The organism is Leisingera sp. ABM4_101 (assembly GCF_056158725.1).
In genome coordinates, this window is sequence record NZ_JBSWTV010000002.1 from 62,142 (window position 1) to 87,500 (window position 25,359).

Here is a 25,359-nt window from a genome sequence, read left to right on the forward strand (position 1 = left end):
CGCATGTCTCTTTGTCTTTCAACGCATTCGGGAACAATTCGTCAGGCTTACGCCTCCCCGCCCGGGCTACCACCCCGTCTCACTGCGCCCCCCTTGGCTTTGGGCCATTGGTGCATTACGTGCGGGCAGAGCGCTGTGAAAGCAGTCTCTGCACCAATGCTGCTCAAGATATGCAGTTCTGGAAGGGTGATTTCCGGGTCAAATCGAGCCGGTACTGCCCTATGCGAGACGTAAGCGCAGAACTATTATCTCGCCTTCAGCAAGTTGACCAGATCCGGCTCGGTCTTGTGTTTTTGTGTGAAGTCGAGATCCAGTTTGATATGTTCAAGATGCTCTCGGGCAAGTTCCGAAGCACGAGCGGCGTCGCGGGCTTCAATGACTTCAAGAAGCCGCTTGTGTTCATCGTCGCGGCAGCAAGACGGGCGGCCTGCCCCGAACATAGCTACGATAAGAGAGGTACGTGTCACTAACTCTCTAAGTGTCCGTGTTAAAAAAAGATTGCCTGACACTGTAGCGACGAGAACGTGGAATTCACCGGACAACCTGATGATTTCCTGACGGTCACCGGCCTGTCGCGCGTTGCCTTCTTTTGCAATATGCGCTCTCAGCAATTTTAGCCCCTGTTCGTCGACCTCCTTCGCAACCTGCGCAGTCAGGCTTGGCTCGATATGAATTCGGGCCTCGAAAATCTCGTCAGCATCCTTCTGATCGGGGCTGGCTATAAAAGCCCCGCGATTGGATCTGAGATCAACGATTCCCTGGCTTGCAAGCAGCAGAAGTGCTCGCCTGGCCTTCATCCGGCCAACGCCGAAACTCTCGCAAATGGTCGATTTGCTTAGTTTGGTATTGGGAGCCAGTGTTTGCTGCATGACAGCACCAAAGATCCGGTCGACGATTTTCTGTTCATCGTCCATCGCCGAGTCAGCATCGTGAATATTCTGCACAACCAAGGCTTTGCGCTCCGTCACTTGCCACATTTGCCCCCCATTACGCTGACAATACTGCGATGTTGCGTCAGCGAAAACCGAAAATATTGCCAACAGTAGCTTCAGTAATCGTTGACATAGATTGTTAACAATCGTTCTCTGTTACAAGCCTACCAACGTAAGAATGTGGTCTGGTCAATCTGGTGCGACAGGTGCCGGATGAAGTTCAACGGAGGAAAGATGATGAAACGCAGAGTTCTTTTTCTATCTGCAGTGACTGCTGCCACCATATCCGCATTTGCCGGCACTGGCGCATTTGCCGAAAACCCGACTTTGAAAATCGGGTTTGTCGGCGTGACCAGTGGCCCGGCTGCGGCCTGGGGGATTTCCAACCAGCGTTCGATGGAAGCGCGGGCGGCCTGGATCAACGAAGAGGGTGGCTACACCATCGGCGGCACCACATATGACATCGAGATCATATCCTTTGACGACCAAAAGGATCCCAAGCGCGCGATTGCGGGTATGGAGAAGATGGCCCAGGAAGGCATCCATTATGTGGTCGGTCCCAACGTGGATGATGGCGCCGCCGCCGTCCGCCCTGTGGCCGAGGCCAATGGAATCATGTACTTTCCCTACGCCTTCCCGAAAGAACTTTATACCGCCCCTGCATCAAACGCGGTTCTGGGAATGGTCGCGAATTACCAGTCGGGCCCCGCGATCTACAAACACCTGATGGAAAAGAAAGGTGTCAAAACCGTCGCCTTCATCGCAGCCAATGAATCTGACCCGCTGAGCCAGCGTGACGGTGGCGTTGCCGCAGCTAAGGCCTTGGGACTGGAGGTCGTTTCGGACAACGTCACTTATCAAGTCGACACTACCGATTTTACTCCGGTTCTGACACCTGTCATGCGCACCCGCCCGGATCTGTTGGTTCTGTCTGGCGTTTCGCCAGCTAATGCGCCGCAGCTGATCCGTTCGGCCCGGGAGCTGGGATATCAGGGACTGATTTCCACTGAAACAGCTCAGGATGCACAAGTGCTGCGCGAAGGGGCAGGCAATCTGGCCAATGGTTTCATTTCGGTCGGCGGCGCTTCAACACCTGAATTGGCTTCTGACGCGATGAAGGAATTCGTGAAGCGCTACACCGACATGTTTGGTGAATACAATGATGAGTCCAATACCAAAGTCTATGCGCTGGAATATATCCTTGAAACGCTAAAGGCTAACCCGGCGGGCATCGACGATGTTGGCGTCTTCCAAACCACCATGGACACGTTCGAGGCGCCTAATCCCTACATGAAGGGCGATGCCAAGCTGCGCTATGTGGGTACTTCTTCCTTTGGGCAAAAGCGTCAAGTTGCCGTGCCGCTGGTTGTGAATGTCTATCAGGACGGGGCGTTCGAAACCCTGTTCGTGGCCGAAGTAGACTAACTCAGGTTAAACGGTGAACCTCAACTTTCACTGGAAAAACTGAACTCCGGACCGCTTACACAGCTGGCCCGGAGCCACTCTAAACCGGCAGGAACGGTATGGAACAGATACTTGCGAACGGGGTTTATCTGGGTGCGCAGTATGCGATGATCGCTCTGGGGCTGACCCTCATTTTTGCACTGATGAATGTGCTCAATTTTGCGCATGGCCAGATGTATGTCCTAGGTGGCTTCGTCACCTACACATTCTACGGGCAGTTGGGTTTCCCCTTTGTCCTAGGGCTGCTTATGTCTTGTGTGACGCTTTTTATATTGGGGGCGTTGATAGAAAAGTTCCTCTTCGCACCTGTGATCAAAAGGTCTTCGCGAGAAGAAAGCACCATGTTGCTTGCTGCCGGGCTCGCCTTCTTCTTTGACGCGGTGATCCTGCTGCTGTTCGGGGAAAAGCAGCGCGGCGTTCCCAAGATCGTGGATGGGGTGTTCAACTGGGACTTCCGCCTGATCATGCCCTATGACCGGATCCTGATCTGTGTTCTGGCTATTCTGTCCATCATCGGCTTCATCCTGTTCATGCAGTATTCCAAGACCGGCCGCGCCCTGCGTGCGTTGGCCCAGGACCGCACCGCGGCGCAGTTGATGGGCGTGAATGTCGACCGCTATTCGATGATCGGTTTCGCCCTGGGCGCGATGCTGGCCGGGCTTGTTGGCGGGTTGCTGGTCACCATCACGGGTGTAAATCTGGGCATGGGCGGGCCGACTTCGATTAAGGCCTTCATGATGGTGATGATCGGCGGCGCGGGCGTGATTTCGGGCGCTATTGCGGGCGGCATCATTCTGGGCTTTCTCGAAGCCATCGGGCTGGCCGTTCTCTCGCAATATGGCGACATCACCTACCTGCTGATCTTTGTGTCGCTGATGATCTTCCTGGCCTTCCGCCCGCAGGGGCTGATGGGCAAGCCGTGGGGATGAGCGGATGCTGAACCTTTCCAAACTCCAATGGGCCGGGATCGCGTCCTTCCTCGTAGCCGTGTTCGTGATCGTTCCGGCAACCATCGCAGCCCTGGGCCGGACCGACCTGTTCTTTACCCTCACCTCGGTCGGGTTGCTGGCCATCGCCAGCGCCGGGGTGTGGCTGACCTTTTACATCGGACGCATCAATATCGGGCAGGGAGCGTTCGCGCTGCTGGGGGCCTATGTCTCTGCCATTCTGGTGACCAAGGCGGGTATGTCCTTCTGGCTGTCGCTGCCGCTGGCAGGGCTGTTCGCCGCGGGAGTCGCGGTGCTTATCGGCCTGCCGATCCTGCGGTTGCGCGGCGTTTATTTCGCTATGATCACGCTGGTGCTGACCCAGGTCTTTACCCTGACCGCGCTGGCGCTGCCGATCACCAACGGGGCCAAGGGCATCACCTCGATCCCGCTGCCGGGTGAGCTGTCAATCTTTGGCCTGACCCTGGTCCCGGATTTCGCCGCGCTGGAAAACCCGCGGGTCGCCTTTTACTACACCACCGGCGTGCTGATGGTGCTGACCTACGCCGCGCTTTACCGATTGGTGAATTCGCGTCTGGGCCATCTGTGCCGGTCGATGCAGCAGAACGAAGAGCTCGCCAGTTCCATCGGCGTCAATATTTCCTACGTGCGCATCATCATCTTCGCGATTTCGTCCTTCTTTGGCGGCATCGGCGGGGCGATGTTCGGGTCGATCGCGCAGTCGGTTTACCCGTCGAGCTTTCAGGTCGCAGACAGCGTCAACTTCATGCTGAACTGCTTCCTGGGCGGCCTTGGCTATGTGTTCGGACCGATGCTGGGCACGCTGGTTCTGTATTTCGGCTGGGACCTGCTGTTTGAATTCGGCAAGTATCAGATGCTGATCTATTCCAGCCTGCTGATCCTGCTGATGCTGGTTCTGCCCAATGGCTTGCTGAGCCTGAAACTGCCGGGCCTGTCGTCCAAAGGCGAAACCGGGGGCAAACCCGCCTCTAAAATCGGGGAGCCGGGCGAATGAGCGCACTTCTTCAGGTTCAGAACGTCACCAAGAAATTCGGTGGTCTGACAGCCAATAGCGACATCAGTTTCGAGGTGCAGGAAAACGAAATCCTGTCGGTGATCGGGCCGAACGGGGCCGGGAAATCCACCCTGTTTAAGATGATCTCCTCCTTCCTGCCCACCACATCCGGGCAGGTGCTATTCCGGGGAGAGCGGATCTCCAACCTCAAACCCCACACCGTTGCCCGCAAGGGCGTGGTGCGCACCTTTCAGGAAACCACGATCTTCAAAAGCATGACCGTGCGGGAAAGCGTGATCGTGGCCCAGCATCTGCGGGCCAAGGCGTCGCTGGCGGGGTATTTCTGGGGATCGGCTGCGGCGCATAAGGATGTCGAAAACTTTGGTCGTTACGCTGACGAGCTGATCGAATTCCTGGGCATGTCCGACATCGCGGCAGAGCAGGCGTCAAACCTGCCCCAGGGCAATCTGCGGGCGCTGGGGATCGCCATTGGTCTGGCCACCGATCCCAGCGTGCTCTTGCTGGACGAACCCTTTGCCGGGATGAACCACGACGAAACCATGACCATGGTCGATCTGGTGCGCAAGGTCCGCGACGAACGCGGCGTGACCGTGCTCCTGGTGGAACATGACATGCCGGCGGTGATGAAGATTTCCGACCGGATCGTGGTGCTGAATTTTGGCGAGATGATCGCCGAGGGCACCCCCGCCCAGATCCAGAACGACGAACGCGTGATCGAGGCCTATCTGGGCAGCGCCGATGACGAGATTGGGATGTAAGCCATGAGCAGGATGTTGGAATTCAAGGATGTTGAGCTCTACTACGATCACGTCTATGCGCTTAAAGGCGTGTCCATTGATCTGGAAAAAGGCGAAACCGTCGCGCTAATCGGGGCCAATGGTGCGGGCAAAAGCTCGATCCTGCGGGCAGTAACCGGGCTGGCGAAACTCCATTCGGGCAGCGTGCATTTCGAAGGGCAACGGATTGATGGCAGCAATCCCGCCGACATCGTGGCAGGAGGCATCGCCATGGTGCCCGAAGGCCGCCGCGTGTTCCCTTACATGACCGTCAAGGACAACCTGCTGATGGGGGCCTTTACCCGCGGCAAGAGTTCGGGGGTGCGGGAAACGCTGGACGGCGTGCTGGAACGCTTTCCCCGGCTCAAGGAGCGATACGCTCAGTCGGCTGGCACGCTTTCAGGGGGCGAACAGCAGATGATGGTGATCGGGCGCGCGCTGATGGCGAAGCCCCGGTTGTTGCTGCTTGATGAGCCTTCGCTGGGCATCGCGCCCAAGCTGGTGCAAGACATCGCCCGCTCTATCGTGGCGATCAACCGCGATGAAGGGGTTTCCGTGCTTCTGGTCGAACAGAACTCGCGTATGGCACTGTCGATCTCGCACCGAGCCTACGCGATGAGCACCGGCAATGTGGTGATCGAAGGCACCTCTAAAGAACTGCTGCATGATGACCGGATCAAGGCTGCCTACCTTGGCGGCGATGTGTGAGGGAATGGCATGAAACTACTCTTGATCAACCCGAACACCACGGCCTCGATGACACGCAAGGCCGAAGCGACTGCCTTGAACGTGGCCCGGCCGGACACTGATATCGTGGCGACGAATTCGAAATCCGGCCCTTACAGCATCGAAGGGTTCTATGACGTCGCGGCCTGCCTGCCCGGCCTGCTGGACGAGGCGCGGCGACACAAGGATGCCGACGCAGTGATCATCGCCTGTTTTGACGACACCGGGCTTGATGCTTTGCGCTGCCTGTTTGACGTCCCGGTTATCGGCATTGGTGAGGCTGGCTATCATGCGGCGTCCATGGTGTCACATAGGTTCTCTGTTGTAACGACCCTCAGCCGCTCGGTCGCTGGCATTTCGGACAATGTCAAACGATATGGGCTGGAGGCGAAATGCGCCAGCATCAGAGCAACCGATATTCCTGTTCTCAAATTGGAAGAAAACGACCCTGGCAGCCTTGAGGAAATCCGGTCAGTGATTGCGGCAGCCATTACTGAAGACAAAGCCGAGGCAATTGTTCTGGGATGTGCTGGCATGACAGACCTGATGCAAATGCTATCTGAGGAGTTTGGCATCCCTGTGATCGACGGTGTTTCCTGTGCCGTCGGCATGGCGGAGGCCCTGGTCGCTGCGAGGCTATCGACATCTAAGGCTGGTGCCTATGCCGCGGCTGTCGACAAAATTCAATCTGAGCAAAGTGCCGTCCAAGTGGGTTCCCAATAAGGTACGCAGGATCAACAAAAGTAGCTGAAGTTCGGAGCCATCAAGCATCAGCTTTGGACGTGTCACGATTTAGTGCCGCCCTGTCCGGCTCATTTCCATCTGCCAATTCGAAGTTCAGTTTCGAGCACTGGCGGGCGCATTTTAAGTGCCTGATGCGGGCGGGTTTGATTGTTTTGTCTGAGCCAGCAATTGATGACGGCCTGGGCCTGTTTGGTTGTTGTGAACCATTCCGCATTGAGAACCTCGTGGCGGAGAGTGCCATTGAACCGCTCGTTGTACCCGTTCTCCCAAGGGGATCCCGGATAGATCCGGATCGGGTTCACGCCAACTTTCTCGAGCCAGCTCTGGGTCGCCTGAGACGCGAACTCCGGGCCGTTGTCGCTGCGGACGAACTCTGGCTTCCCGTGGCGAAGAAACATGCCGCAGAGCACCTCCAGGACGTCTTCGGAACGCATCCGGGTCCAGACTGACGCGAGTGAATGACAGCCTGACGAAGCTGGCTCGGCGTCAGGCTTTCTGCTTTAGGTAGCTCAGGCTTTCCTTGAGGATCAGCTTGTCCAGCTCAAGCTCTGCCATAGTCTTCTTCAGCCGGGCGTTCTCTTTCTCCAGGCTGCGCAGCTCCGACAGCTGAGACCTGCCCATGCCATCGAACCGGCGCCGCCAAGTGTAGAGGGTCGCATCGCTAACACCGGCACTACGGCAAGCACTGCGCACTTCGCTGCCATCCGCCAACTTCCGTTCAACCTCCCGCAAAAGCTGCGGGATATCCTCGTCCGTTTACCGATTCCGAGCCAACTTCCGTCCCCTTTCCTCGGAAGCAGTAGTGGCTCAGAGTTTGAACACTTTGAGTTTCAGAGCCAGCAGATGACCGTTGCAGCCAGAGCAATGGCAGAGAAGAGTACCTGTCAACGGCGGCGCAAAATCCGACCACCAGGACGGCAATTTTTTCGGTTAACATCAAACCACCGGAGAACCGCCGTGTCCCAGCCCAAGCTCAGAGCTGCCATCTACGCCCGCTATTCAACGCAATTGCACCGCGACACTTCGATCGAGGATGAATTTCGCCTCTGCCGCAGCATGATCTAAGCACGTGGCTGGATTGTTGAAGGAAACTATTCCGACCACGTGGTCTCCGGCCGGACACAGCACCGGCCCGAGTTTCAGCGCTTGCAGCAAGACGCAAGTGGCGGCGCCTTCGACGTGATCGTGACCGAGTTCCTGGATCGCCTTGCGCGGGACCTCGAGCATACGGCTAGTTTCTACAAGCAGATGAACTTCCTGGATGTGCCGATCTTTACGGTTTCGGAAGGCGAGATTGATCTCCTCCATGTCGGCTTCAAAGGGACAATGAACTCTCTCTTCATCAAGGATCTCGCCGACAAAACCCGCCGCGGCCTCAAGGGAAGGGCACTGAAAGGGAAGTCCGCCGGGGGAAAGTCCTACGGCTATAGTATCAGGAACCAGGTCGGAGCGGATGGTGAACTGATCCGCGGCGAGCGCGAGATCAACCCGAATGAGGCCAAGATCGTGCACAGGATCTTTCAGGATTATGCCAAGGGCCTGTCCCCCAATAAGATCGCAGAGGCGGTCAATACTGAAGGCGTGCCTGCGCCTTCCGGCCGCCAATGGGGCGCCTCCACCATCCATGGCAACCGCCAAAGGGGCATCGGCGTCCTGAACAATGAGCTCTACAACGGACGGCTGATCTGGAACCGGCTGCGTTACGTAAAGGTCCCCCAAACTGGAAACCGCATCTCCCGCCTGAATCCGGAAAGCGACTGGACAGTCACCGACGTCCCGCATTTGCGGATCGTCGAACAGGATCTCTGGGATGCGGTCCGGGCCCGCCAGGGCGAACTGAAGACCGCGGGCACCAATGTGCCGGTCTGGGACCGGCGCCGCCCCAAGACCTTGTTTTCCGGCCTGATGGCCTGCGGCTGCTGCGGCGGTGGCTTTGCCAAGATCTCCAAGGACATCTGTGGGTGGCTCCTGCATAGCAAGCGTTTTGGTGATATTTGCGGGTATTTTAGTCAGTACTGTCGTCTGTCCGGCCTGTTTGCGTATTTCGGAGGATCGGCCCAGCCATTCCGACAACATGCGCCCACCTGTTCCGGGCTATTCGCCCACCTTTGACGCGTTGCCGTGAGGCATAGGTTTCGAGGTATCAGGTTTGGGGTGTCCCGTCATCCATTTTGGCGATGGTCTTGCGCATGGACTGCCCCTCGAGTTCGAGGCGGTATGCATTGTGAACGATGCGGTCGAGGATAGCGTCCGCGAATGTGGGTTCGCCGATGATATCGTGCCATGCCTTGATGGGCAGTTGGCTGGTGATCATGGTTGAGCCGCGGCCGTAGCGGTCTTCGACGATCTCCATCAGATCGCGGCGCTGCGGTGCGGTTAGCCGGTCCGGCCCCCAGTCATCGAGGATCAGCAACTGAGCTTTTGTGAGGCTACGGAACAGGCGGGGGAAGCGGCCATCCCCATGGGCCATTTCGAGCTCCTCGAAGAGGCGCGGCAGGCGTTTGTAAAGCACGGTGACGCCATCGCGGCAGGCGGTCTGCGCCAGAGCGCAGCCCAGCCACGTTTTGCCGACCCCGCACGGGCCGGTGATGATCAGATTGCGCTTTTCGGCGATCCACTTGCCCGTGAGCAGGCTCTTGAACAGCGCCTTGTCGAGGCCGCGGGGGGCGCGATAATCGACATCTTCCGGGCAGGCGCCCACATGGCGCAACCTGGCCGCGCGCATGCGGGCGTCAAAGCGCTTGGTCTCGCGGCTGGCGGCTTCGCGGTCGGCAAGCAGGCCCAGCCATTCGGCGTGGGTCAGATCGGCGGCTCTGTCCTGCGCCTGCAATTCGGCAAAGGCTTCTGCCATGCCATCAAGGCGCAGGGCTTTCAGGCGGTCGAGGGTTGGGTGGGTCAGCATAAATATCCTTTCAATGGAAGTAGTCGGCGCCGCGGATGTTGGGGTGGGTGATTGCAGGCTCCTCCGTGGCGCGGGTGCGGGGCTTGCGCTCCAGCCCATTCTTCAGGATCGAATGGACCGATGAATAGGAACGGGTGTTGATCTCGAGCGCCCGCTTGCAGGCAGCGTCGAGGCGGTTCCGGCCGAACTTGTCGGCCAGCCGGATCACGCCCAGGCAGGTGCGGTAACCCTGTTCGGGGTGCTTGCGCCCGCGCATCACCACCTCGGTGAAGATCGCCACATTGGGGCCCACACGGGCGGCCCGGGCATGGATACGCTGCGGCGTCCAATCTTCGCGGAACCGGTGATGGGCGGGCATATGATCCCGCTGAGTGGAGTGCTGTCCGTTGCCGGAGGTGCGGACATGCGAAGCCACGCGTTGTCCACAATGGAAGGCCTCCACCGTGCGGCCGGTGATGCGGGCCCACAGCTCTTTCTTCACCAACTGGTGCGGCACGGAATAGTAATGCCGTCCGATTGCGATGTGGTAGTCGATCCCTGCGCGGCACTTCTTCCATTCGGCATAGACGTAGGGCTCCGCCGGCAACGGCTTCAAGGCGGGCCTGTCCAACTGATCGAAACAGCTGCCGGCGGCTGGCGCCAAGGTGGCGGGAGACCTTGCTGTTGAGCCTGTCCAGCAACGGGCGGATGGCAGCGTTTACTTCCTCAAGGCTGAAGAATTGCCGGTTGCGCAGCCGCGCCAGGATCCAGCGTTCGACCAGCAGGACAGCACTCTCGACCTTCGCCTTGTCTTTTGGTTTGCGCGGCCGCGCGGGCACCACGGCAGTATCGTAGTGCGCGGCCAGATCCGCGTAAGTGCGGTTGACCTCAGGATCGTAGAAGCAGGCCTTGGTGACGCCAGCCCGCAGATTATCGGGCACCACCTGGGCGGCCGCGCCCCCCATAAAGGAAAAGGCACGCACGTGGCTGGAGATCCAATCCGGCAGCGTCTGGGTCCAGGTCGCCTCGGCAAAGGTGAAGTTGGAAGCGCCGAGAGTGGCAACAAACAGTTGCGCGGCGCGCACTTCGCCGGTCTCGGGGTCGACCACGTCAATCGTGGCACCGGCATAGTCGACGAACAGCCGCTCGCCTGCGGGATGGCGCTGGCGCATCACCGGCGACAGCTTGCCTTCCCAGCGGGTATAGAGTTCGCAAAAGCGGCTGTAACCATAGCCGTCAGGATGGGCCTCGCGGTACTCCTCCCACAGAAGGGAAAGCGTGACACCCTTGCGGCGCAACTCTCGGTGGACATAGGACCAGTCTGGTTGCAATGTACGGCGCTGGCTGGCACGAGCAGACGCGGCGAACAACCGCTCCTCGAGTTCCGCATAGGACATCTCCGGCGGCAGCGGCCAGCTCAAGCCAGCATCGCGGGCGCGATCCAGGTATCCCCGCAGGGTCGTGCGGCCAATCGCCAGGCTCGACGCCATCTGGCGGGTCGATAGGCCTTCGGCTGAAAGTCTCAGTACGTCTCGTATCTTCCGCATTGGCAATCTCTTCATCGCGCTCCCTCCGGTCCCAAAAGAACGGCAAGGTAGCGGGCTGCAGATCGCCTCGCAGCAACACGTCAGAGGGGTGGGCGCATACCCCGGAATTGATGGGCGGATAAAATCGGAATGGGTGGGCGCATCAGATCGGAATCACCGGGCGCATGCGCCCGGAATACGCAGCCTGTTTGTGTGGCGACGTTGTCGCCACTGGCCCTGATGAATTCCGCGAGCGAGGTTCCATTCGGCTTATCGACCTCTGAGGGCCGCGGACCTTCCCGGAGTGTCCTTGCTCTTGGTTGACTTAATTCCGCATCATCACTTCAACGTCTTGCATCTCGTGGGCAGGCGGCGCGGTTAGAACGCAGGCTGCCGGTATTCCTGTTTCTTCGTGAGCATCGCCCAGATAGCCCGAGCGGCCTTGTTGGCCATGGCGGTTGTTGCCAATCGGAATGGTTTGTCTGCGATGATCTTAGCCGTCCAGAGATCAACCTTTTCTGGTGAGCGTTTCGCCATCACGGCGCGAGATGTCATGCCTACGACCAACAGCTTGCGAATGTAGCGATCACCCTGCTTCGTGATCTTGCCAAGACGTTCCTTGCCACCGCTGGACTTGTTCAGCGGGGTCAGTCCGAGCCAAGCTGCCAGATCGCGTCCGGTCCGGAACTGTTTTGCATCGCCAATCGTGGCGGCAATCGCTGAAGCCGTGATCGGGCCGATGCCAGGCATGCGCATCAATCTGCGCGCATCTGCATTCAGCAGGACATGTTGTTCGATCATCTTGGAATATCCATCGATGCGCGCGTTCAGGCCGATGAATTGATAGCACTGTATGCCAAGCATGCCGTTCGCGATCTCCGGCAACTCTGGTTGGTCGCCATCAAGGTGACGCTTTGCAAAAGCCGTCACGGCTTCGATCCCAATGGGCAAAATGTGCCCAAATTCGCGCAAAAGACTGCGGATCATGTTGGCCATCTGCGTACGCTGACGGACCGCCAGATCACGCGTGCGATGGATTGACAGAATGGCCTGCTGTTCCTCTGTCTTGATCTCGACAAAGCGCATGGTCGGGCGTCGAACCGCTTCGCAGATCGCTTCAGCATCCACAGCGTCGTTCTTGCCGCGCTTCACGTAGGGTTTGACGTATCCGGCGGGCATGAGCTTCACGTCGTGCCCCAATTTGCGCAGCTCGCGACCCCAGTGATGGGACGAGCCGCAGGCTTCCATGCCAACCCTGCACGGTGGAAGCGTCTCAAAGAAGCTAAGCAGTTTCGCTCGCTTGATGGACTTGTTGAAGATAGCCCGACCATTCTCCGAAATGCCATGCACTTGAAAAACATCCTTGGCCAGATCCAGACCTACGGTCTTTACTGTCATTGGGCGGCTCCTTTCCTAGCAGTCGATGATAACTGCATTTTGGCACATTCGATGCCGGTGGAGCAGGAGCCACCCACCTCATCCGCTATGGGCCGTCCACTTGTTGAGGTCGTCAAAATTGTGAGCGAATAACTGGTTGGCGGAAATGGACGTCCACGAAAACCTTCAAAGGCACAATCGGCACAGCGCGAAGTGCTTTGAGTAAACTGAAAGGTCAGCCTCGTGTCTGAGGCAATAAGGGAGGTTATGCAGAACGGCATGGAAGCAAGACTGCCCAATATCTGGCTCAGGTCTTTCTTCGGGTTTTCTCCCGAAGAAGATGGATATATCGGTTGGTCGAAGGAAGCCAATCGAACGCACATATTGTCTAAGGCTACTTCCGGTGACCTCATCATGATCTATGGCGCTGGTTCCGCAAGCACTGTTTCGTCTGACATATTGCGGGTCTTGGGCTTCCTACAGATCGAAACCACACCGATCGGCGACATCGACAAAGCCTCTGAAAAGGGAATGCAGCGCAAGCGCGAAAATGGCTGGGAAGACAAGTGGACTTTCGCCCTTCCTGTTCGACGAGGTTGGCGCGTGACGCAACTGGTGCGGCTGGATCAGATTGCCTTTCGAACCTACCAACCTGAGAAGGGACGGGCAATTGCCGCATGGAGCCCGGCATTAGAGCCCGATGAGGTTGAGCGGGCTCTTGCATTGAGGGTTACAGAGATTCCCGTGTTTGGTGAGCCGCCGCTCAAATCTGAATTTGTCGATCGACCTCTTGGTGAAGCATTCAGCCTGCACAGCTTCAGCGGCGAAGAAGACTTCGACTTTGCTCCAGCTTTCGCGCGCTTCCAGGACTTGCTGGAGCGTTTTTCCGGCGATCGTTTCAAAGGTTTTGACGAGGGATTGATTGCCGCTTGGGAGAGTTACAAGCCGCGCCTAAGAGACCATGCTCTTGCGCAACTGAAGAGTAGCAGTTGGAAAGAGGAAGATATCGGTTGCGGTAAGATCATCAAGCAGACAATCGATGCAATTGAAATCCAAGCATCCCATGGGGACCTAAACAACGATCTTGTCTTTTGGCAGAATCGCTTCGGTCACGCCAACCGCGATCACTGCGCTCTATTAGAAGCAAAGACCTCCGGCATCGGGCTCCGGCACTTGGAAGATTTGATCTTCAAGCTGTTCCAAGCAGAGGCAGATGAGGCAGCGATCTTTGAAGCTCTGAAAAACGCGACCGGCGGGAAGTACCCACTGCTCGCGTATCTCTTCTTCCTAAAAGATTTGGACTGCTTCATGCCGATACAGCCCACAGGCTTTGACAGGGCTTTTGAGGCGATTGGTATAGACCTGCGCACAAGAGGCAAGTGCAGCTGGGAGAACTACAAAGCGTACACCGATACCTTGTCAATAATCCGTGTCGCCATAAAGGCTGAAACTGGCCTAGAAACCGTCAGGCTAATCGACGCGCATTCGCTGGTTTGGTTGTTCTCATCACTTCTCAAAATGGAGGCTGCCGGAGAGATCGACGAAGGCAAGGGAGCCAGTGACCGCGTGCTCGGTGCACGCGAACGTTCGATTGCCGACATGAAATACTCCGTAGGAAAAACAGTTTTCAACTCAAACGGCCAAACGGTCGAAAGGAAATTGAAAGACAAAGCACTGCGAATGAAGGACTACGAGTTGGAAAAGTTTCTCAGGTATTTGCTGGATGTCCAAGAAGATCGCTGCGCGATCACAGGACTGCCGTTCCAGTACCAAGGAGCACACAAAGACGCCAACATGTTACCGTCTCTAGATCGTATCGACAGCGATGGACACTACGAAAAAGGCAACCTTCAGCTTGTTTGTCGTTTTATCAACTTCTGGAAGCAGGCCGCTGATGATCAAGAATTTCGCAGATTGATCAAAGTGGTTCGCGGGTTCGACGAGTGAACCAATCTCGAGAGAGGCTCTTTAGGTATACCGCTCTGTAGGAACTCCATCTGTTCAAGGTCCGCTGCGGCAAAGCTGTACTGCGTCGCGGCCTGACACGATGAATGTCCTGTGTGGGTGGCGCCTGCATTGCAAGCGTTTTCTGCAGTGATCGCGGCGGTCTGTCAGTACCGTCGTGTGTTCGGCCTGTTTACGCAGCCAGTGTTGAGGTCTGCTGGCCTTGATGAGTTCCGCAAGCAAGGTTCCTATCGGCTAAACGACCTCGGAGGACGGAGACATTCTCGGAGTGTCCTGGCTTTTGGTTGACTTAAGTCCGCATCATCACATCAAGCGTCTTGCATCTCTGGGCAGGCCGGTCCGGTCAAGCGGCCGGTTGCCGGTATTCCTGTCGTTTTGTCAGTATTGCCCAGATGACCCGGGCGCTTTTGTTGGCCATCGCGACTGTCGCCAGCCGGAACGGTTTCCCTGCAAGAATCCTGGCGCTCCATATATCGATGCGCTCTGGGTGCTTCCTGCCCATCAGCGCGCGGGACGTCATGCCGGTGATCAGAAGCTTGCGGATGTATCTATCACCCTTCTTGGTGATTTTGCCGAGCTTCTCTTTGCCGCCGCTGGACTTGTTGAGCGGGGTCAGGCCCAGCCAGGCTGCAAGATCGCGGCCGGTCCTGAATTGCTTCGCGTCACCGATGGTCGCCACGATGGCGGAGGCAGTGATCGGGCCGATGCCGGGCATACGCATCAGGCGCCGGGCGCCGGCATCCAGCAGCGCATGCTTTTCAATCATCTTTGAAAAGCCTTCAACGCGCTCGTGGACTCCAAGGAACTGGTAGCAGACCGTGCCCAGAATGCCGCTTGCCAGATCGGGCATGCCGGGCCGTTCCCCTGCAAGGTGGCGCTTGGCAAAGGCGATCACAGCCTCAATCCCGCTCCGCAGCACATGGCCGAATTCGCGCAGAAGGCTGCGGATCATATTCGCCAGCTGCGTGCGCTGCCGGACCGCGAGATCCCGGGTGCGGTGCAGTGCCAGGATTGCCTGCTGGTCTTCGGATTTCACTTCGACGAAGCGCATTGTCGGCCGGCGGACAGCTTCGCAGATCGCCTCGGCATCAGCGGCGTCTGTCTTGCCGCGCTTTACGTATGGTTTGACATAGGCCGCCGGCATCAGGCGGACATCATGGCCCAGCCTTCTGAGCTCCCGGCCCCAGTAATGGGCGGACCCGCAGGCTTCCATGCCCACAACACAGCGCGGAAGAGCCTCGAAAAACGCGAGCAGTTTCGCGCGCTTGATCTTTTTGTTGAAAATCTTGCGGCCGGCGGCGGAAATCCCGTGAACCTGGAACACGTCCTTGGCCAGATCCAGTCCAACTGTTTTTACTGTCATTGGGTGGCTCCTTTCCTAGCAGTCGTTGATAACTGCAGTATGGCGCATTGCGACGCCGGTGGAGCAGGAGCCACCCACTCCATCCGGTAAGGGGAAGCTGCGCTGCAGCTATGAGACCCCTGATCAAGGGCAGCAATGGGCCGAGCCTCGCATGTACTTAGGTCCCTAGAGACGTCTCGTAATCCAGGTTGTTGAGAGTCGGTGCAAATGATGGTCCTTGGAAACGGTTTGTGGTGGGTGAACCTGGAGGTCCCTGTAGTGCACCAACGTTGTCCCCTCCGTTGGTAGACCACTGGCCAGACGGAAGCTGGAAACTCATAGGTATCGACGCGGCTCTGGCTGGACTATCAACCGCCAGTTCGAAGTCGGCAGCATTTTCTCCCTGACCGATGAACATAGGATCACGTTCCACAATATCATCACCAAGCGGATACAGGAGTTGGTGCAGCTCATCAGCGAAAGCTGGGAATCCTATGACATCACCGTCAAACCGAATGTTCCACTTCGGCCAACTGGACGTAAACCTCTTCTGGTATTCCGCTTTCTTTACATTGCCAAAAAAACCTTTTGTTCTAGGCGGTTCGCCTGAAGAAGGAGAATAGGAGACGGCATTGTTCAAATGGTTCAGCCCGGGTAGCAGGCCTTTCTTTATGTAGGCCGACCTGGTGAGGAAGCTGTTGTGGAATACATTCAAATTGTCGAAAGGCCCTTTCGCGTCAGTTACCCTTTTCAAGGCCTTAAAAACTGCCCCTCCGTTGTTTTCATCTTTGTCACCAGGAAAGGGATCTGAACCTTGCCAGGTTCGAAAAGACCCAATGTTTGAAAAAATGTACATGGAGCCGCGCGTGACGCATTCAATTGAAAACCACTTGTGGACATCCACCAGATCATTGTGGTGAAACCACCAGTTCGATGCTCCATCTTCAGGCTCGAGCACGTTGTCACGGATCTGTTCGAAGCTGTTCCGGTAGATGTTGAAGTCTCTGTTCAGCGGAGCCTGCAAGGAGGTATTGTAGCCGTGAATTGCATTGAAGGCTGCCTTGATTTTGCAGTGTCGAATTGTAACCCCACCGGAGATTTCGTTAGACCTAAAGAAGTCCCCATCAAACAGTCGATAGTCTCCGGCAAGGTCTACGGTTGGGCCATGGATCCGGTACCACGGTATTTGGTGCCAAATTCGATTAGGCACGATGTCTTGGGTCCAAGAACAGCGTTCAACGAGAATGTCCCTCGTTATTGGCCCAAATGCACCTATGCAGAATGTAGCATCTTCGAAGTGACAGTCTTGGATTACGACATCCCGTGATGCTTCGATAAAAATATGTGTCGGCCACGATTCACGAAAACAGATGCCTCGAACTGTAACATGCTCGCACCGAAAAACTCTCAGGCTGGCGTCGTCTATCCACGGAAAAAGCCCAGGGAAGTCATAGCCGATATCGAGGGATCTTTGCGCTAAGCGGTTGGATTTTGGCCTGAACTCCTCAGCAGTCACGCCTTGGCTAATTTGGCAATCCAAAGGATCGGTATCGTGAGCCGGTTCGATTACAATTCTTTTGCCTGTTGTCCCGCGTCGGCGGCTAATTGTATAAACTCGGTCATATTTTCCAGCCTGCAGCTAAATCCTGTCGCCTGCAGACGCCTTATCAAGAGCCTCTTGAAGAGTGTCGGGGGTAACCAATATTTGGGTCATGTTTTGGGTTTCATCAATTGCTTTCAAGGAGTTATTTTCGACTGTCGTCACTTTATTCTGAATAAGCAACTTTCTTGTCTCGACCAAATGTTCTGAACATCGAGCTCAGATCCTTGATTCAGCCAGATGTATCTGCTCACTATCATTGGAGCCCTCGATCAACACACTGAATGAATGTCTCTTGAGGCGTGCCGGAGCGCAGAGTTCAGTAGAGTCATCCAACGGCAGGTTTGGGCCGTACTGACCGCATCAAATCATCTTAGTTAAGCAACTTTCTAGATCCGAAACTCCACTACCAGCGGGCAGTGGTCCGAGGCCTTTGGCCTATCCCAACCAATACGAGGAAAACGTGGAATATCGTCCGAATTTGGGACTCGGAGCGGCATCCCCGAACGTACAATTTCAGGAAGTCCTACAATCTTCTCGGCGAGGGCCGGGGAAGCAATGATGTAGTCAAGTTGTGTCTTGTGCTTATCGCCTGCGTAGTAGTGTGTCCACCTATCCAACTCTGGCAAAAGATTGACGAGGTTGACGCCAAATCCATCATCTAGTAGCGGGTCGACTCCGGATTCATTTGGCGTTTCAACGTCTTCGACCTGTCTGCCCTCATCGTCGAGACGTTTCCTGACCTTAATCACTTGCTTGTAGTCGTTCAGATCCCCAACGATACACCACAGGGCTTCGCTTGGAGTCTCAAACTTTCGATTTATGATTTCACGCACTGCGATGGCTTCCAGCTGACGCATTCCCATACTTGCATCTCTTCCGCCGCCCATAGATTTGAAGTGGCAATTAAAGACCGTGACAGGTGCTTTGCTAAGAACCGTTTCGACGCAGTCACGCCTGAATATCCTACGGCCCCGCAGTTTGCTTGCCTTCTTTTTAGCTTCTGGAAATTCCTCAAGAAGACCCACACCAGTCTCTGTGTCGTCTAACCATGCAGGGGTCAGATCGGCGTGCGATCGTGTATATACCGGCCAATCCGCGTGAGTAGCAATAGCGACATCAATGCCTCGCATATCATTGCCTTCGTGCAAAACGATGTGCCGATACCCCTTTTCGCCGAGCTTGGCATAGTATGCCGACATGAACCGCTCTAACGCGCCAAAACTGTCCACTTCTTGAAAGGCGACCACATCAGCGTTCAACTGTGCGAGCGCGAGTGCCGTGTGTTGGCGCTTGTCATCATCCTGTGAAATTGACGCGGTTTGGATTAGTCGTCGAAAGTCTTGGAAGTCGTTAAGGTCTCCGTCTCCGTACTCAGCGAGGAACTGAGCAATTGGGGCTAAGTATCGAGCTTCACGGCTATTTGGGCCTTGGAGGAACGCATTATAATCATGTCGTGTGAAAAGGTTTTCGATGTTAAACGTCGCAAGTCGTAAAGTAACAGGCATCTAACGATTTCCTCTGGCAAACATTTCCTTAAGACTATCAATTTGAAGCGTAGCCGCCTTGCCTCTTGAAAATCAACCCTGGAGAGAATTCCCATTTTCAGAGCTCTTCATCGCACCAAGCTCACTGGCGCAACGAATGTCGGCAACGCGTGAGCGATCACAGCGTGGCTAACACCCGTTGGATGTCGGCTTTGGGCCGTTCTGGGTCACAAACCGCGTTTTCTGCATTGAAGCCATTGAGTTCCTTGCACTAGTATCCCAACCAGACGGCTCAAGCATAAGTTGAGGTCAGCGAGTGGAACCGGCGTGGCGCTCTTTGTACGACACTCTGACGACCCGCTTTGCTGCCACTTCTCGGGACATCGCACTGGCCTACCTGCGGCCTGACGAGGCAATTTCCTTCTCTTTCGCGGAGATGAACGAGGCCAATGCCTCTGTAAGAGCGACCTCGTCAGGCTATGCCGTAGAGGTAGCGAGCGTGTTTCCCTACCTTCTGGATGGCTTGTTCTACCGCCTGCTGAGCGATCCGGAAGTGATGCCCTGGATGGATGCCAGCAGCACGGAAACAGAGCAACTGGACCTCCAGTTCGTAGTCAGCCCCTCGACTCTGGCCGAGGAGACAATTCAGACTGCCAGGCTATCCCCGCCGAGACGGCACATTGCCGACTTCATGGGGCAGTTCTGCATGAACTTTGTCTTTAATCATGAAGTGGGGCACATCCTTTCCGGACATTTGGAGGCTCTGAGGCAAGACGGGCAAACAGGCGAGATTTCAGAATTGAACGTCGTCAAACATGCTGGCGAGGTTTTTCTCCCGGAGAGGCAGTATTGGGAAGTAGACGCAGATCTCATCGGGGCTTCGCTTCTGCGCGCGCAAATAGATGAGCTGATCCGTTTAGCATTGAATGCAGAGCGGGGCAGCATTACCCGCTTCGTCTTCGGCCCGCCGGAGGTCGCCGCTGAACACTGCATCTCGCTGGTGACCGTCGCGCTCTATTGTATGTTCAGATACCTTGGCGAGACCCGCAAACGCCTGCATATGCATTCAGACCACCCAGACCCGCTGGTTAGGGCTTTCATCCTTCGTAGTGCCATTGTGCCTGCCGCACAGAGCCGGACGACAATCAATCCGGACCTCTTTGATGACTTCTTCAGCGCGCGTTTTGAAGAGTTCGATGATGCACTGGAACTGATCGGTATTCATGCTGCCCCGACCCAATCCGATGCAGGGATTGAGGAGATCAACGATGCAGTCAGCGATCTGCTGCAGCGCCGCCGCCTATATGATGAAAAAGCGCGGCGTTTCAACCGCATTACGTGGCCTGAAGGATAGAAACAGGGTCAGGTTATGAAGTGCACAGGATGCCGCAGCACCTGGAATTCTTCGTCCGTTTCGAACTGCGCTATTGCGCCAGGTGACGCTGGCAAAGTGCTATCCGTGCTCAGGACAAAGACAAACTCACTCGGCCCTGTGTCGTCGAGTTCGCTCAAATAAACTGCTTCTCCAGCCCCGTTTCGAGGCAAAGCCTGCACGCCTTTGCGAACCTCAACGCGGGCACGTTCCCGGTTTTCTTCTTTGAACAGAGCGAAGGGATACCAGTTCCTTCCGGCCTTCTGGAACGCAACCGCTACGCCGTTGAATGGCACATCAATATCAAAGAAGAACTTTTGCCCAAGGCGCAGGCGAAGCACATCGTCGTCCGTGTCATCGGCAAACCGAACGACATTCAGCAAATCTGCTTCTGAGGCATTCTCGGTGACAATCCTGATCCCATCTTCAACATCATGTTTCTCCAGGAACTGATCCCAATCTGACTTTCTGGGCACCTGGAACAGCTGCGGTTCTTTCTCCTGTGCCCAGTCGAAGTGATTGCGCGCAATCCACTCATGGATCTTGTGCGATCTGTGCTTTGCGATTTTACCCTTTTCAAAATTACCGTGCGGATCTTCCGCCTTGGAGACAGCCTGTTCCTGCGCCTCTTCAAGCATGACATCAAAGTGAACATCCAGTTTCCTGGAGATCTGCGTCAGCAGACGGAAGAGCGCTTTATTGGGTGCAATCCGGTCCTGAACCGAAGCGTTTTGCCAATCCACTTCATGGAATTCCGCCATTCAAAAATACCCTCAAATACCTGGATCTGCCCCGATCCCGCGCTGGAATTGGCCGCTAAGCTTCTGCCTACGTATGTGCTCATTTGCGATTTTGCTACCGGAATTAGGAGTTTGCTCCTATAGCGTTCCACTTATGTTCACGAACGGTGCAAAGCGCAAAGGAGAACGACAACAAAAAGCCACGGCAAATAGCCTGTGGGCAGAAAGGAAAATTCCGTAGACCGATCAGGCCAACCCAGGCGAGACTCATGAGGAGACAAGCCCAGCCCTGCCGGATGGCAAGCTGGTGGAGCTTGTGCGTCTCCTTGCGCGGGCGGCGGCGGAAACGGATTTTCAGGAGCAAATGAGCAGTGAACGCCTTGCGGGCTCCGGGATGCAGGATGAATGCCGCCCGCAGAAAGGACCAGGCTCATGACCCCATACACACAAACAGAAGGACCCAAGCACGTTGCAATCTACGCGCGCTATTCATCCGACCTGCAGACAGACACATCCCTCGAAGATCAGATCCGCATCTGCCAGGCCCGCGCCGAAGCGGAAGGCTGGCAGGTGGTCGAATGCTACACGGATCACGCCATCTCCGGCGAGAACCTGTTCCGACCCGGCATTCAGGCGCTGCTGAGCGCAGCCCCCTTGGGCAAATTCGACCTCGTGGTCTCCGAAGCTCTCGACCGGATCAGCCGGGACCAGGAAGGCGCAGCCAAGGTCTTCAAACAGCTCCGCTTCAATGATCAGCAGATCTTCACTCTCTCGGAAGGGATCATCAATGAGCTGCATATCGGCTTCAGCGGCACCATGGGGGCCATGTTCCTCAAAGAACTGGCCAATAAAACCCACCGGGGCCTGCAGGGCCGCGCGCTCAAAGGCAAAAGCGCAGGCGGCATTGTCTATGGCTATGACGTGGCCAATGAAGCCGGGCCCAACGGGCTGATCGAACGGGAAGGACGCAAGATCAATGAAGCCCAGGCAAAGGTCGTTCAGCGTATCTTCAAGGCCTATGCCAACGGAGAGTCCCCGGCAGCCCTGGCCAAGACCCTCAACGCGGAGAAGGTCCCTGCCCCCAATGGCGGCACCTGGGGACCCAGCACCATCTATGGCAACCGGGAACGCGGTACCGGCATCCTGAACAATGAGCTCTACATCGGGCGGCAGATCTGGAACCGGCTGCGCTATATCAAAAACCCGGAGACCGGAAAGCGTGTCTCCCGGCTCAATCCCGAAGACCAATGGGTGATCACCGAAGTGCCGGATCTGCGCATCATCGAACAGGACCTCTGGAACCGGGTCAAAATTCAGCAGGGGGTCTACAATAAGAAAAACAAGCCGCTGCATAAGCGCAACCGCCCAAGCTACCTGCTGTCGCATCTCGTCAAATGCGGCTGCTGCGGGGGCGGCTTCGCCATGCACAACAAAACCCACCTGTCCTGCTCGACCGCCAAGAACAAGGGCACCTGCACCAACAAGCTGACGATCAAGCGGGAAAATCTGGAAGCCAAGGTTCTGCATGCGCTCAACGCTAATCTGATGGATGAACGCCTGGTCGAGGTGTTCTGCCAGGAATACACCAAGCGGATGAACGAGCTGCGCTGCGAACAGAACGCCGCGCGCACCGGCCTCATTAAGGAACAAAGCAAGCTGACACGGGAGAAGGATAAGATCGTGCAATCGATCTGCGACGGCGTGCCAGCAGAGATGCTGAAGGACCGTGCGGTCTTCGTCAATGACCGGCTCAAAGAACTGGAAACGCTCCTGTCAGCGCAGCCGGAAGAGAAAGTCATCTTCCACCCCAATATGAGCGCCCGCTACAAGCAGGAGGTCTCCCACCTGATGGCAACGCTCAACACCCCGGAGCGGCGGGCAGAAGCCTCGCAGCACCTCCGGGCTATGATCGACAAAGTGGTTCTGACACCCGACATCAAGGGCGAAGAGCTGACCATCGATCTCATCGGCGACCTGGCTGGTATCCTTTCGGTCGCAACCTCGTCGGAAAGCGCCCGTGTTGCAGCGGAGCTATCCAAACTTCAACATGTGCATCAGGAACTTAGCGCCAAAACGCAAACAGCCCCCGGAGGGGGCTGTGTGTCTGCGCCTACTCTGCAAGTAGAGCTGGTTGCGGGAGCAGGATTTGAACCTGCGACCTTCAGGTTATGAGCCTGACGAGCTACCTGGCTGCTCCATCCCGCGACAGGTATGATGTCCTACCGCCCGGAGGGCTACTTGAGGACTTTTGTTTGTCCTGCCGCGTGGAACGCTGCTTGAGGACGGTGTTTTTATCGTTTTCGAGAGATTTTTTGGATTTTACTAGGTTTGGCGGTGACCTACTCTCCCAGGGCTTTAGCCCAAGTACCATCGGCGCGGCAGTGCTTAACTTCCGGGTTCGGGAAGGGACCGGGTGTTTCACTTGCGCTGTAGCCACCAAACCGAGAAAAATCCAGATGCCTTCGGCATTTGGATTTTCTCGGTTTGCGGTCGGCAGCGTGCTTACGGAGTAAATACGCGAGAGACCGCCCAGGAGTTATGTCACGACGACGTTTCCAAATGCAGGAGGCGCTACAATCAACATGTCCAAGTTTTGTTAGGGATGTGTTTGCTTTCTGTGTCCGTAACACTGTCTGTTACTGGATCAAATCAAGCCTATCGGGCGATTAGTACCGGTCAGCTGAACGCATTGCTGCGCTTACACCTCCGGCCTATCGGCGTGGTGGTCTTCCACGGCCCTCAGGGATACCTTGTTTTGAGGGGGGCTTCCCGCTTAGATGCCTTCAGCGGTTATCCTGTCCGATCATAGCTACCCTGCACTGCTGCTGGCGCAACAACAGGTCCACCAGTGGATCGTTCACCCCGGTCCTCTCGTACTAGGGGCAACTCCTCTCAAGTATCCTACACCCACGGCAGATAGGGACCGAACTGTCTCACGACGTTCTAAACCCAGCTCACGTACCTCTTTAAACGGCGAACAGCCGTACCCTTGGGACCTGCTCCAGCCCCAGGATGAGATGAGCCGACATCGAGGTGCCAAACACTGCCGTCGATATGGACTCTTGGGCAGTATCAGCCTGTTATCCCCGGCGTACCTTTTATCCGTTGAGCGATGGCCCTTCCACGCGGGACCACCGGATCACTATGGCCGACTTTCGTCTCTGCTCGACTTGTCAGTCTCGCAGTCAGGCTGGCTTCTGCCATTGCACTCAACGAGCGATTTCCGACCGCTCTGAGCCAACCTTCGCGCGCCTCCGTTACTCTTTAGGAGGCGACCGCCCCAGTCAAACTACCCGCCACGCAGGGTCCCGGATCCGGATAACGGACCGCGGTTAGACATCAAGAGTGCGAAGGGTGGTATCTCAAGGGAGGCTCCACAGGAACTTGCGTTCCTGCTTCGATGCCTACCACCTATCCTGCACATCACAATCCTGATGCCAGTGCGAAGCTGTAGTAAAGGTGCACGGGGTCTTTCCGTCTAACCGCGGGAAGCCTGCATCTTGACAGGCAATTCAATTTCGCTGAGTTGATGTTGGAGACAGCGGGGAAGTCGTTACGCCATTCGTGCAGGTCGGAACTTACCCGACAAGGAATTTCGCTACCTTAGGACCGTTATAGTTACGGCCGCCGTTTACCTGGGCTTCAATTCGGAGCTCTCACCCCTCCTTTTAACCTTCAGGCACCGGGCAGGCGTCAGACCCTATACGTCGCCTTACGGCTTCGCAGAGCCCTGTGTTTTTAATAAACAGTCGCCACCCCCTGGTTTGTGCCCCCGGATCCAAGTTGCCTTGAACCCGGGCCTCCTTCTCGCGAACTTACGGAGGTATTTTGCCGAGTTCCTTCAACATCGTTCTCTCAAGCGCCTTGGTATTCTCTACCAGTCCACCTGTGTCGGTTTAGGGTACGGTCTGATGGAGGGCTATTTCCAGGGACCAATCAGCGGCCCGCCCAATCCGATAAGGGCGGACAACCTTCATGATCCGTCACATCCTCCTGGCCCAGGAATATTAACCTGGTTCCCATCGCCTACGCCTTTCGGCCTCGGCTTAGGGGCCGGCTTACCCTGCTCAGATTAGCTTTAAGCAGGAACCCTTGGACTTTCGGCGAGAGTGTCTCTCACACTCTTTGTCGCTACTCATGTCATCATTCTCGCTAGTGATCTCTCCACCGGATGGCTCACGCCCCGGCTTCATCGAAAGCTCCTTGCGTCCAACACCTTCCGAAGAAGGCTAAAGACGCATGGAACTATGTCACACTACGCTCTGCTACCATGCACTATGTGCATCCTCGGCTTCGGCTCATGGCTTGAGCCCCGTTACATCTTCGCCGCAGGACGTCTTATTTAGACCAGTGAGCTGTTACGCTATCTTTAAAGGATGGCTGCTTCTAAGCCAACCTCCTGGTTGTTTTGGACATCCCACCTGCTTTCCCACTTAGCCATGAA

At 56.3% G+C, this 25,359-nt stretch carries 18 protein-coding genes, 1 tRNA gene, 2 rRNA genes and 2 pseudogenes (1 of these 23 cut by a window edge); 10 read left to right on the forward strand and 13 right to left on the reverse strand.

Going from position 1 to position 25,359, the window contains the following annotated elements; genetic code table 11:
• Nucleotides 1-245: 245 nt before the first annotated feature.
• Nucleotides 246-1,040, reverse strand: coding sequence for a GntR family transcriptional regulator (locus ACXAEK_RS01350; RefSeq protein WP_475039374.1), 795 nt, complete (start codon nucleotides 1,038-1,040; stop codon nucleotides 246-248).
• A 129-nt stretch (nucleotides 1,041-1,169) separates the two neighbouring features.
• On the opposite strand from ACXAEK_RS01350, the gene ACXAEK_RS01355 reads away from it, so the two are divergent.
• The 6 genes from ACXAEK_RS01355 to ACXAEK_RS01380 all read left to right on the forward strand — a co-directional run bounded on the left by ACXAEK_RS01355 (nucleotide 1,170) and on the right by ACXAEK_RS01380 (nucleotide 6,604).
• Nucleotides 1,170-2,357 (forward strand): ABC transporter substrate-binding protein, encoded by a 1,188-nt coding sequence (locus ACXAEK_RS01355; protein ID WP_475045154.1) that lies wholly within the window; start codon nucleotides 1,170-1,172, stop codon nucleotides 2,355-2,357.
• A gap of 98 nt (nucleotides 2,358-2,455) precedes the next feature.
• The gene (locus ACXAEK_RS01360; protein ID WP_475039376.1) at nucleotides 2,456-3,325 is read left to right on the forward strand and encodes a branched-chain amino acid ABC transporter permease; all 870 of its coding nucleotides are present in this window, start codon (nucleotides 2,456-2,458) and stop codon (nucleotides 3,323-3,325) included.
• A gap of 4 nt (nucleotides 3,326-3,329) precedes the next feature.
• Complete coding sequence (locus tag ACXAEK_RS01365; protein ID WP_475039378.1) at nucleotides 3,330-4,358, forward strand: branched-chain amino acid ABC transporter permease; 1,029 nt, start codon at nucleotides 3,330-3,332, stop codon at nucleotides 4,356-4,358.
• On the forward strand, nucleotides 4,355-5,137 hold the full coding sequence (locus ACXAEK_RS01370) for an ABC transporter ATP-binding protein (RefSeq protein WP_475039380.1): 783 nt from the start codon (nucleotides 4,355-4,357) through the stop codon (nucleotides 5,135-5,137). The genes ACXAEK_RS01365 and ACXAEK_RS01370 overlap by 4 nt, the downstream gene beginning before the upstream one ends.
• A 3-nt stretch (nucleotides 5,138-5,140) precedes the next feature.
• Nucleotides 5,141-5,863 (forward strand): ABC transporter ATP-binding protein, encoded by a 723-nt coding sequence (locus tag ACXAEK_RS01375; protein ID WP_475039382.1) that lies wholly within the window; start codon nucleotides 5,141-5,143, stop codon nucleotides 5,861-5,863.
• A gap of 9 nt (nucleotides 5,864-5,872) precedes the next feature.
• A complete protein-coding gene (locus ACXAEK_RS01380) occupies nucleotides 5,873-6,604 on the forward strand; it encodes an aspartate/glutamate racemase family protein (protein WP_475039384.1) in 732 nt (243 codons plus the stop codon).
• Nucleotides 6,605-6,693: 89 nt separating this feature from the next.
• Here the strand turns inward: ACXAEK_RS01380 and ACXAEK_RS01385 are convergent.
• Nucleotides 6,694-7,062: pseudogene (locus ACXAEK_RS01385) on the reverse strand (integrase core domain-containing protein); the annotation flags it as partial.
• A gap of 49 nt (nucleotides 7,063-7,111) precedes the next feature.
• Nucleotides 7,112-7,357, reverse strand: a complete 246-nt coding sequence (locus tag ACXAEK_RS01390; RefSeq protein ID WP_475039386.1) for a transposase — start codon at nucleotides 7,355-7,357, stop codon at nucleotides 7,112-7,114.
• 345 nt (nucleotides 7,358-7,702) lie between these two features.
• On the opposite strand from ACXAEK_RS01390, the gene ACXAEK_RS01395 reads away from it, so the two are divergent.
• Nucleotides 7,703-8,737: a recombinase family protein gene (locus ACXAEK_RS01395; RefSeq protein ID WP_475045155.1), complete on the forward strand. Its 1,035-nt coding sequence runs from the start codon at nucleotides 7,703-7,705 to the stop codon at nucleotides 8,735-8,737.
• A 31-nt stretch (nucleotides 8,738-8,768) separates the two neighbouring features.
• Here the strand turns inward: ACXAEK_RS01395 and istB are convergent, their stop codons facing one another.
• The 3 genes and pseudogenes from istB to ACXAEK_RS01410 all read right to left on the reverse strand — a co-directional run bounded on the left by istB (nucleotide 8,769) and on the right by ACXAEK_RS01410 (nucleotide 12,430).
• Complete coding sequence (gene istB / locus ACXAEK_RS01400) at nucleotides 8,769-9,527, reverse strand: IS21-like element helper ATPase IstB (protein ID WP_475039388.1); 759 nt, start codon at nucleotides 9,525-9,527, stop codon at nucleotides 8,769-8,771.
• A gap of 10 nt (nucleotides 9,528-9,537) precedes the next feature.
• Nucleotides 9,538-11,068 (reverse strand): annotated as a pseudogene (istA, locus tag ACXAEK_RS01405) (IS21 family transposase).
• A 342-nt stretch (nucleotides 11,069-11,410) separates the two neighbouring features.
• On the reverse strand, nucleotides 11,411-12,430 hold the full coding sequence (locus tag ACXAEK_RS01410; protein ID WP_475039390.1) for an IS110 family RNA-guided transposase: 1,020 nt from the start codon (nucleotides 12,428-12,430) through the stop codon (nucleotides 11,411-11,413).
• A gap of 258 nt (nucleotides 12,431-12,688) precedes the next feature.
• Between ACXAEK_RS01410 and ACXAEK_RS01415 the strand changes: the two genes are divergently transcribed.
• On the forward strand, nucleotides 12,689-14,356 hold the full coding sequence (locus ACXAEK_RS01415; RefSeq protein ID WP_475039391.1) for a hypothetical protein: 1,668 nt from the start codon (nucleotides 12,689-12,691) through the stop codon (nucleotides 14,354-14,356).
• Between the two features lie 361 nt (nucleotides 14,357-14,717).
• On the opposite strand, the gene ACXAEK_RS01420 is transcribed toward ACXAEK_RS01415, so the two are convergent.
• The 3 genes from ACXAEK_RS01420 to ACXAEK_RS01430 form a co-directional block, all read right to left on the reverse strand.
• Nucleotides 14,718-15,737, reverse strand: coding sequence for an IS110 family RNA-guided transposase (locus ACXAEK_RS01420; protein WP_475039392.1), 1,020 nt, complete (start codon nucleotides 15,735-15,737; stop codon nucleotides 14,718-14,720).
• 157 nt (nucleotides 15,738-15,894) lie between these two features.
• Nucleotides 15,895-17,256 (reverse strand): hypothetical protein, encoded by a 1,362-nt coding sequence (locus ACXAEK_RS01425; protein WP_475039393.1) that lies wholly within the window; start codon nucleotides 17,254-17,256, stop codon nucleotides 15,895-15,897.
• Nucleotides 17,257-17,705: 449 nt separating this feature from the next.
• Nucleotides 17,706-18,824 (reverse strand): endonuclease/exonuclease/phosphatase family protein, encoded by a 1,119-nt coding sequence (locus ACXAEK_RS01430; RefSeq protein ID WP_475039395.1) that lies wholly within the window; start codon nucleotides 18,822-18,824, stop codon nucleotides 17,706-17,708.
• Nucleotides 18,825-19,140: 316 nt separating this feature from the next.
• Between ACXAEK_RS01430 and ACXAEK_RS01435 the strand changes: the two genes are divergently transcribed.
• Nucleotides 19,141-20,157 (forward strand): hypothetical protein, encoded by a 1,017-nt coding sequence (locus ACXAEK_RS01435; RefSeq protein WP_475039397.1) that lies wholly within the window; start codon nucleotides 19,141-19,143, stop codon nucleotides 20,155-20,157.
• 8 nt (nucleotides 20,158-20,165) lie between these two features.
• Here ACXAEK_RS01435 and ACXAEK_RS01440 read toward each other — a convergent pair whose 3' ends face one another.
• On the reverse strand, nucleotides 20,166-20,936 hold the full coding sequence (locus tag ACXAEK_RS01440) for a hypothetical protein (RefSeq protein ID WP_475039398.1): 771 nt from the start codon (nucleotides 20,934-20,936) through the stop codon (nucleotides 20,166-20,168).
• 411 nt (nucleotides 20,937-21,347) lie between these two features.
• Here ACXAEK_RS01440 and ACXAEK_RS01445 point away from each other — a divergent pair, with 411 nt between their 5' ends.
• Nucleotides 21,348-23,087: a recombinase family protein gene (locus ACXAEK_RS01445; protein WP_475045157.1), complete on the forward strand. Its 1,740-nt coding sequence runs from the start codon at nucleotides 21,348-21,350 to the stop codon at nucleotides 23,085-23,087.
• Here ACXAEK_RS01445 and ACXAEK_RS01450 read toward each other — a convergent pair.
• From ACXAEK_RS01450 to ACXAEK_RS01460, 3 genes are all read right to left on the reverse strand, one after another.
• Nucleotides 23,044-23,120: transfer RNA gene (locus ACXAEK_RS01450), tRNA-Met, on the reverse strand. The genes ACXAEK_RS01445 and ACXAEK_RS01450 overlap by 44 nt on opposite strands.
• 121 nt (nucleotides 23,121-23,241) lie before the next feature.
• Nucleotides 23,242-23,356 (reverse strand): 5S ribosomal RNA (gene rrf / locus ACXAEK_RS01455).
• A 204-nt stretch (nucleotides 23,357-23,560) separates the two neighbouring features.
• Nucleotides 23,561-25,359, reverse strand: a 23S ribosomal RNA gene (locus ACXAEK_RS01460); it runs 1,031 nt beyond the window's last position.

What these genes read in the sequence shown, in the direction of transcription:
- ACXAEK_RS01355 (WP_475045154.1), top strand. Translation starts at nt 1,170, where the DNA reads ATGAAACGCAGAGTTCTTTTTCTATCTGCAGTGACTGCTGCCACCATA.
- ACXAEK_RS01360 (WP_475039376.1), top strand. Translation starts at nt 2,456, where the DNA reads ATGGAACAGATACTTGCGAACGGGGTTTATCTGGGTGCGCAGTATGCG.
- ACXAEK_RS01365 (WP_475039378.1), top strand. Translation starts at nt 3,330, where the DNA reads ATGCTGAACCTTTCCAAACTCCAATGGGCCGGGATCGCGTCCTTCCTC.
- ACXAEK_RS01370 (WP_475039380.1), top strand. Translation starts at nt 4,355, where the DNA reads ATGAGCGCACTTCTTCAGGTTCAGAACGTCACCAAGAAATTCGGTGGT.
- ACXAEK_RS01375 (WP_475039382.1), top strand. Translation starts at nt 5,141, where the DNA reads ATGAGCAGGATGTTGGAATTCAAGGATGTTGAGCTCTACTACGATCAC.
- ACXAEK_RS01380 (WP_475039384.1), top strand. Translation starts at nt 5,873, where the DNA reads ATGAAACTACTCTTGATCAACCCGAACACCACGGCCTCGATGACACGC.
- istB (WP_475039388.1), bottom strand. Translation starts at nt 9,527, where the DNA reads ATGCTGACCCACCCAACCCTCGACCGCCTGAAAGCCCTGCGCCTTGAT.
- ACXAEK_RS01410 (WP_475039390.1), bottom strand. Translation starts at nt 12,430, where the DNA reads ATGACAGTAAAGACCGTAGGTCTGGATCTGGCCAAGGATGTTTTTCAA.
- ACXAEK_RS01415 (WP_475039391.1), top strand. Translation starts at nt 12,689, where the DNA reads ATGGAAGCAAGACTGCCCAATATCTGGCTCAGGTCTTTCTTCGGGTTT.
- ACXAEK_RS01420 (WP_475039392.1), bottom strand. Translation starts at nt 15,737, where the DNA reads ATGACAGTAAAAACAGTTGGACTGGATCTGGCCAAGGACGTGTTCCAG.
- ACXAEK_RS01430 (WP_475039395.1), bottom strand. Translation starts at nt 18,824, where the DNA reads ATGCCTGTTACTTTACGACTTGCGACGTTTAACATCGAAAACCTTTTC.
- ACXAEK_RS01440 (WP_475039398.1), bottom strand. Translation starts at nt 20,936, where the DNA reads ATGGCGGAATTCCATGAAGTGGATTGGCAAAACGCTTCGGTTCAGGAC.
- ACXAEK_RS01445 (WP_475045157.1), top strand. Translation starts at nt 21,348, where the DNA reads ATGACCCCATACACACAAACAGAAGGACCCAAGCACGTTGCAATCTAC.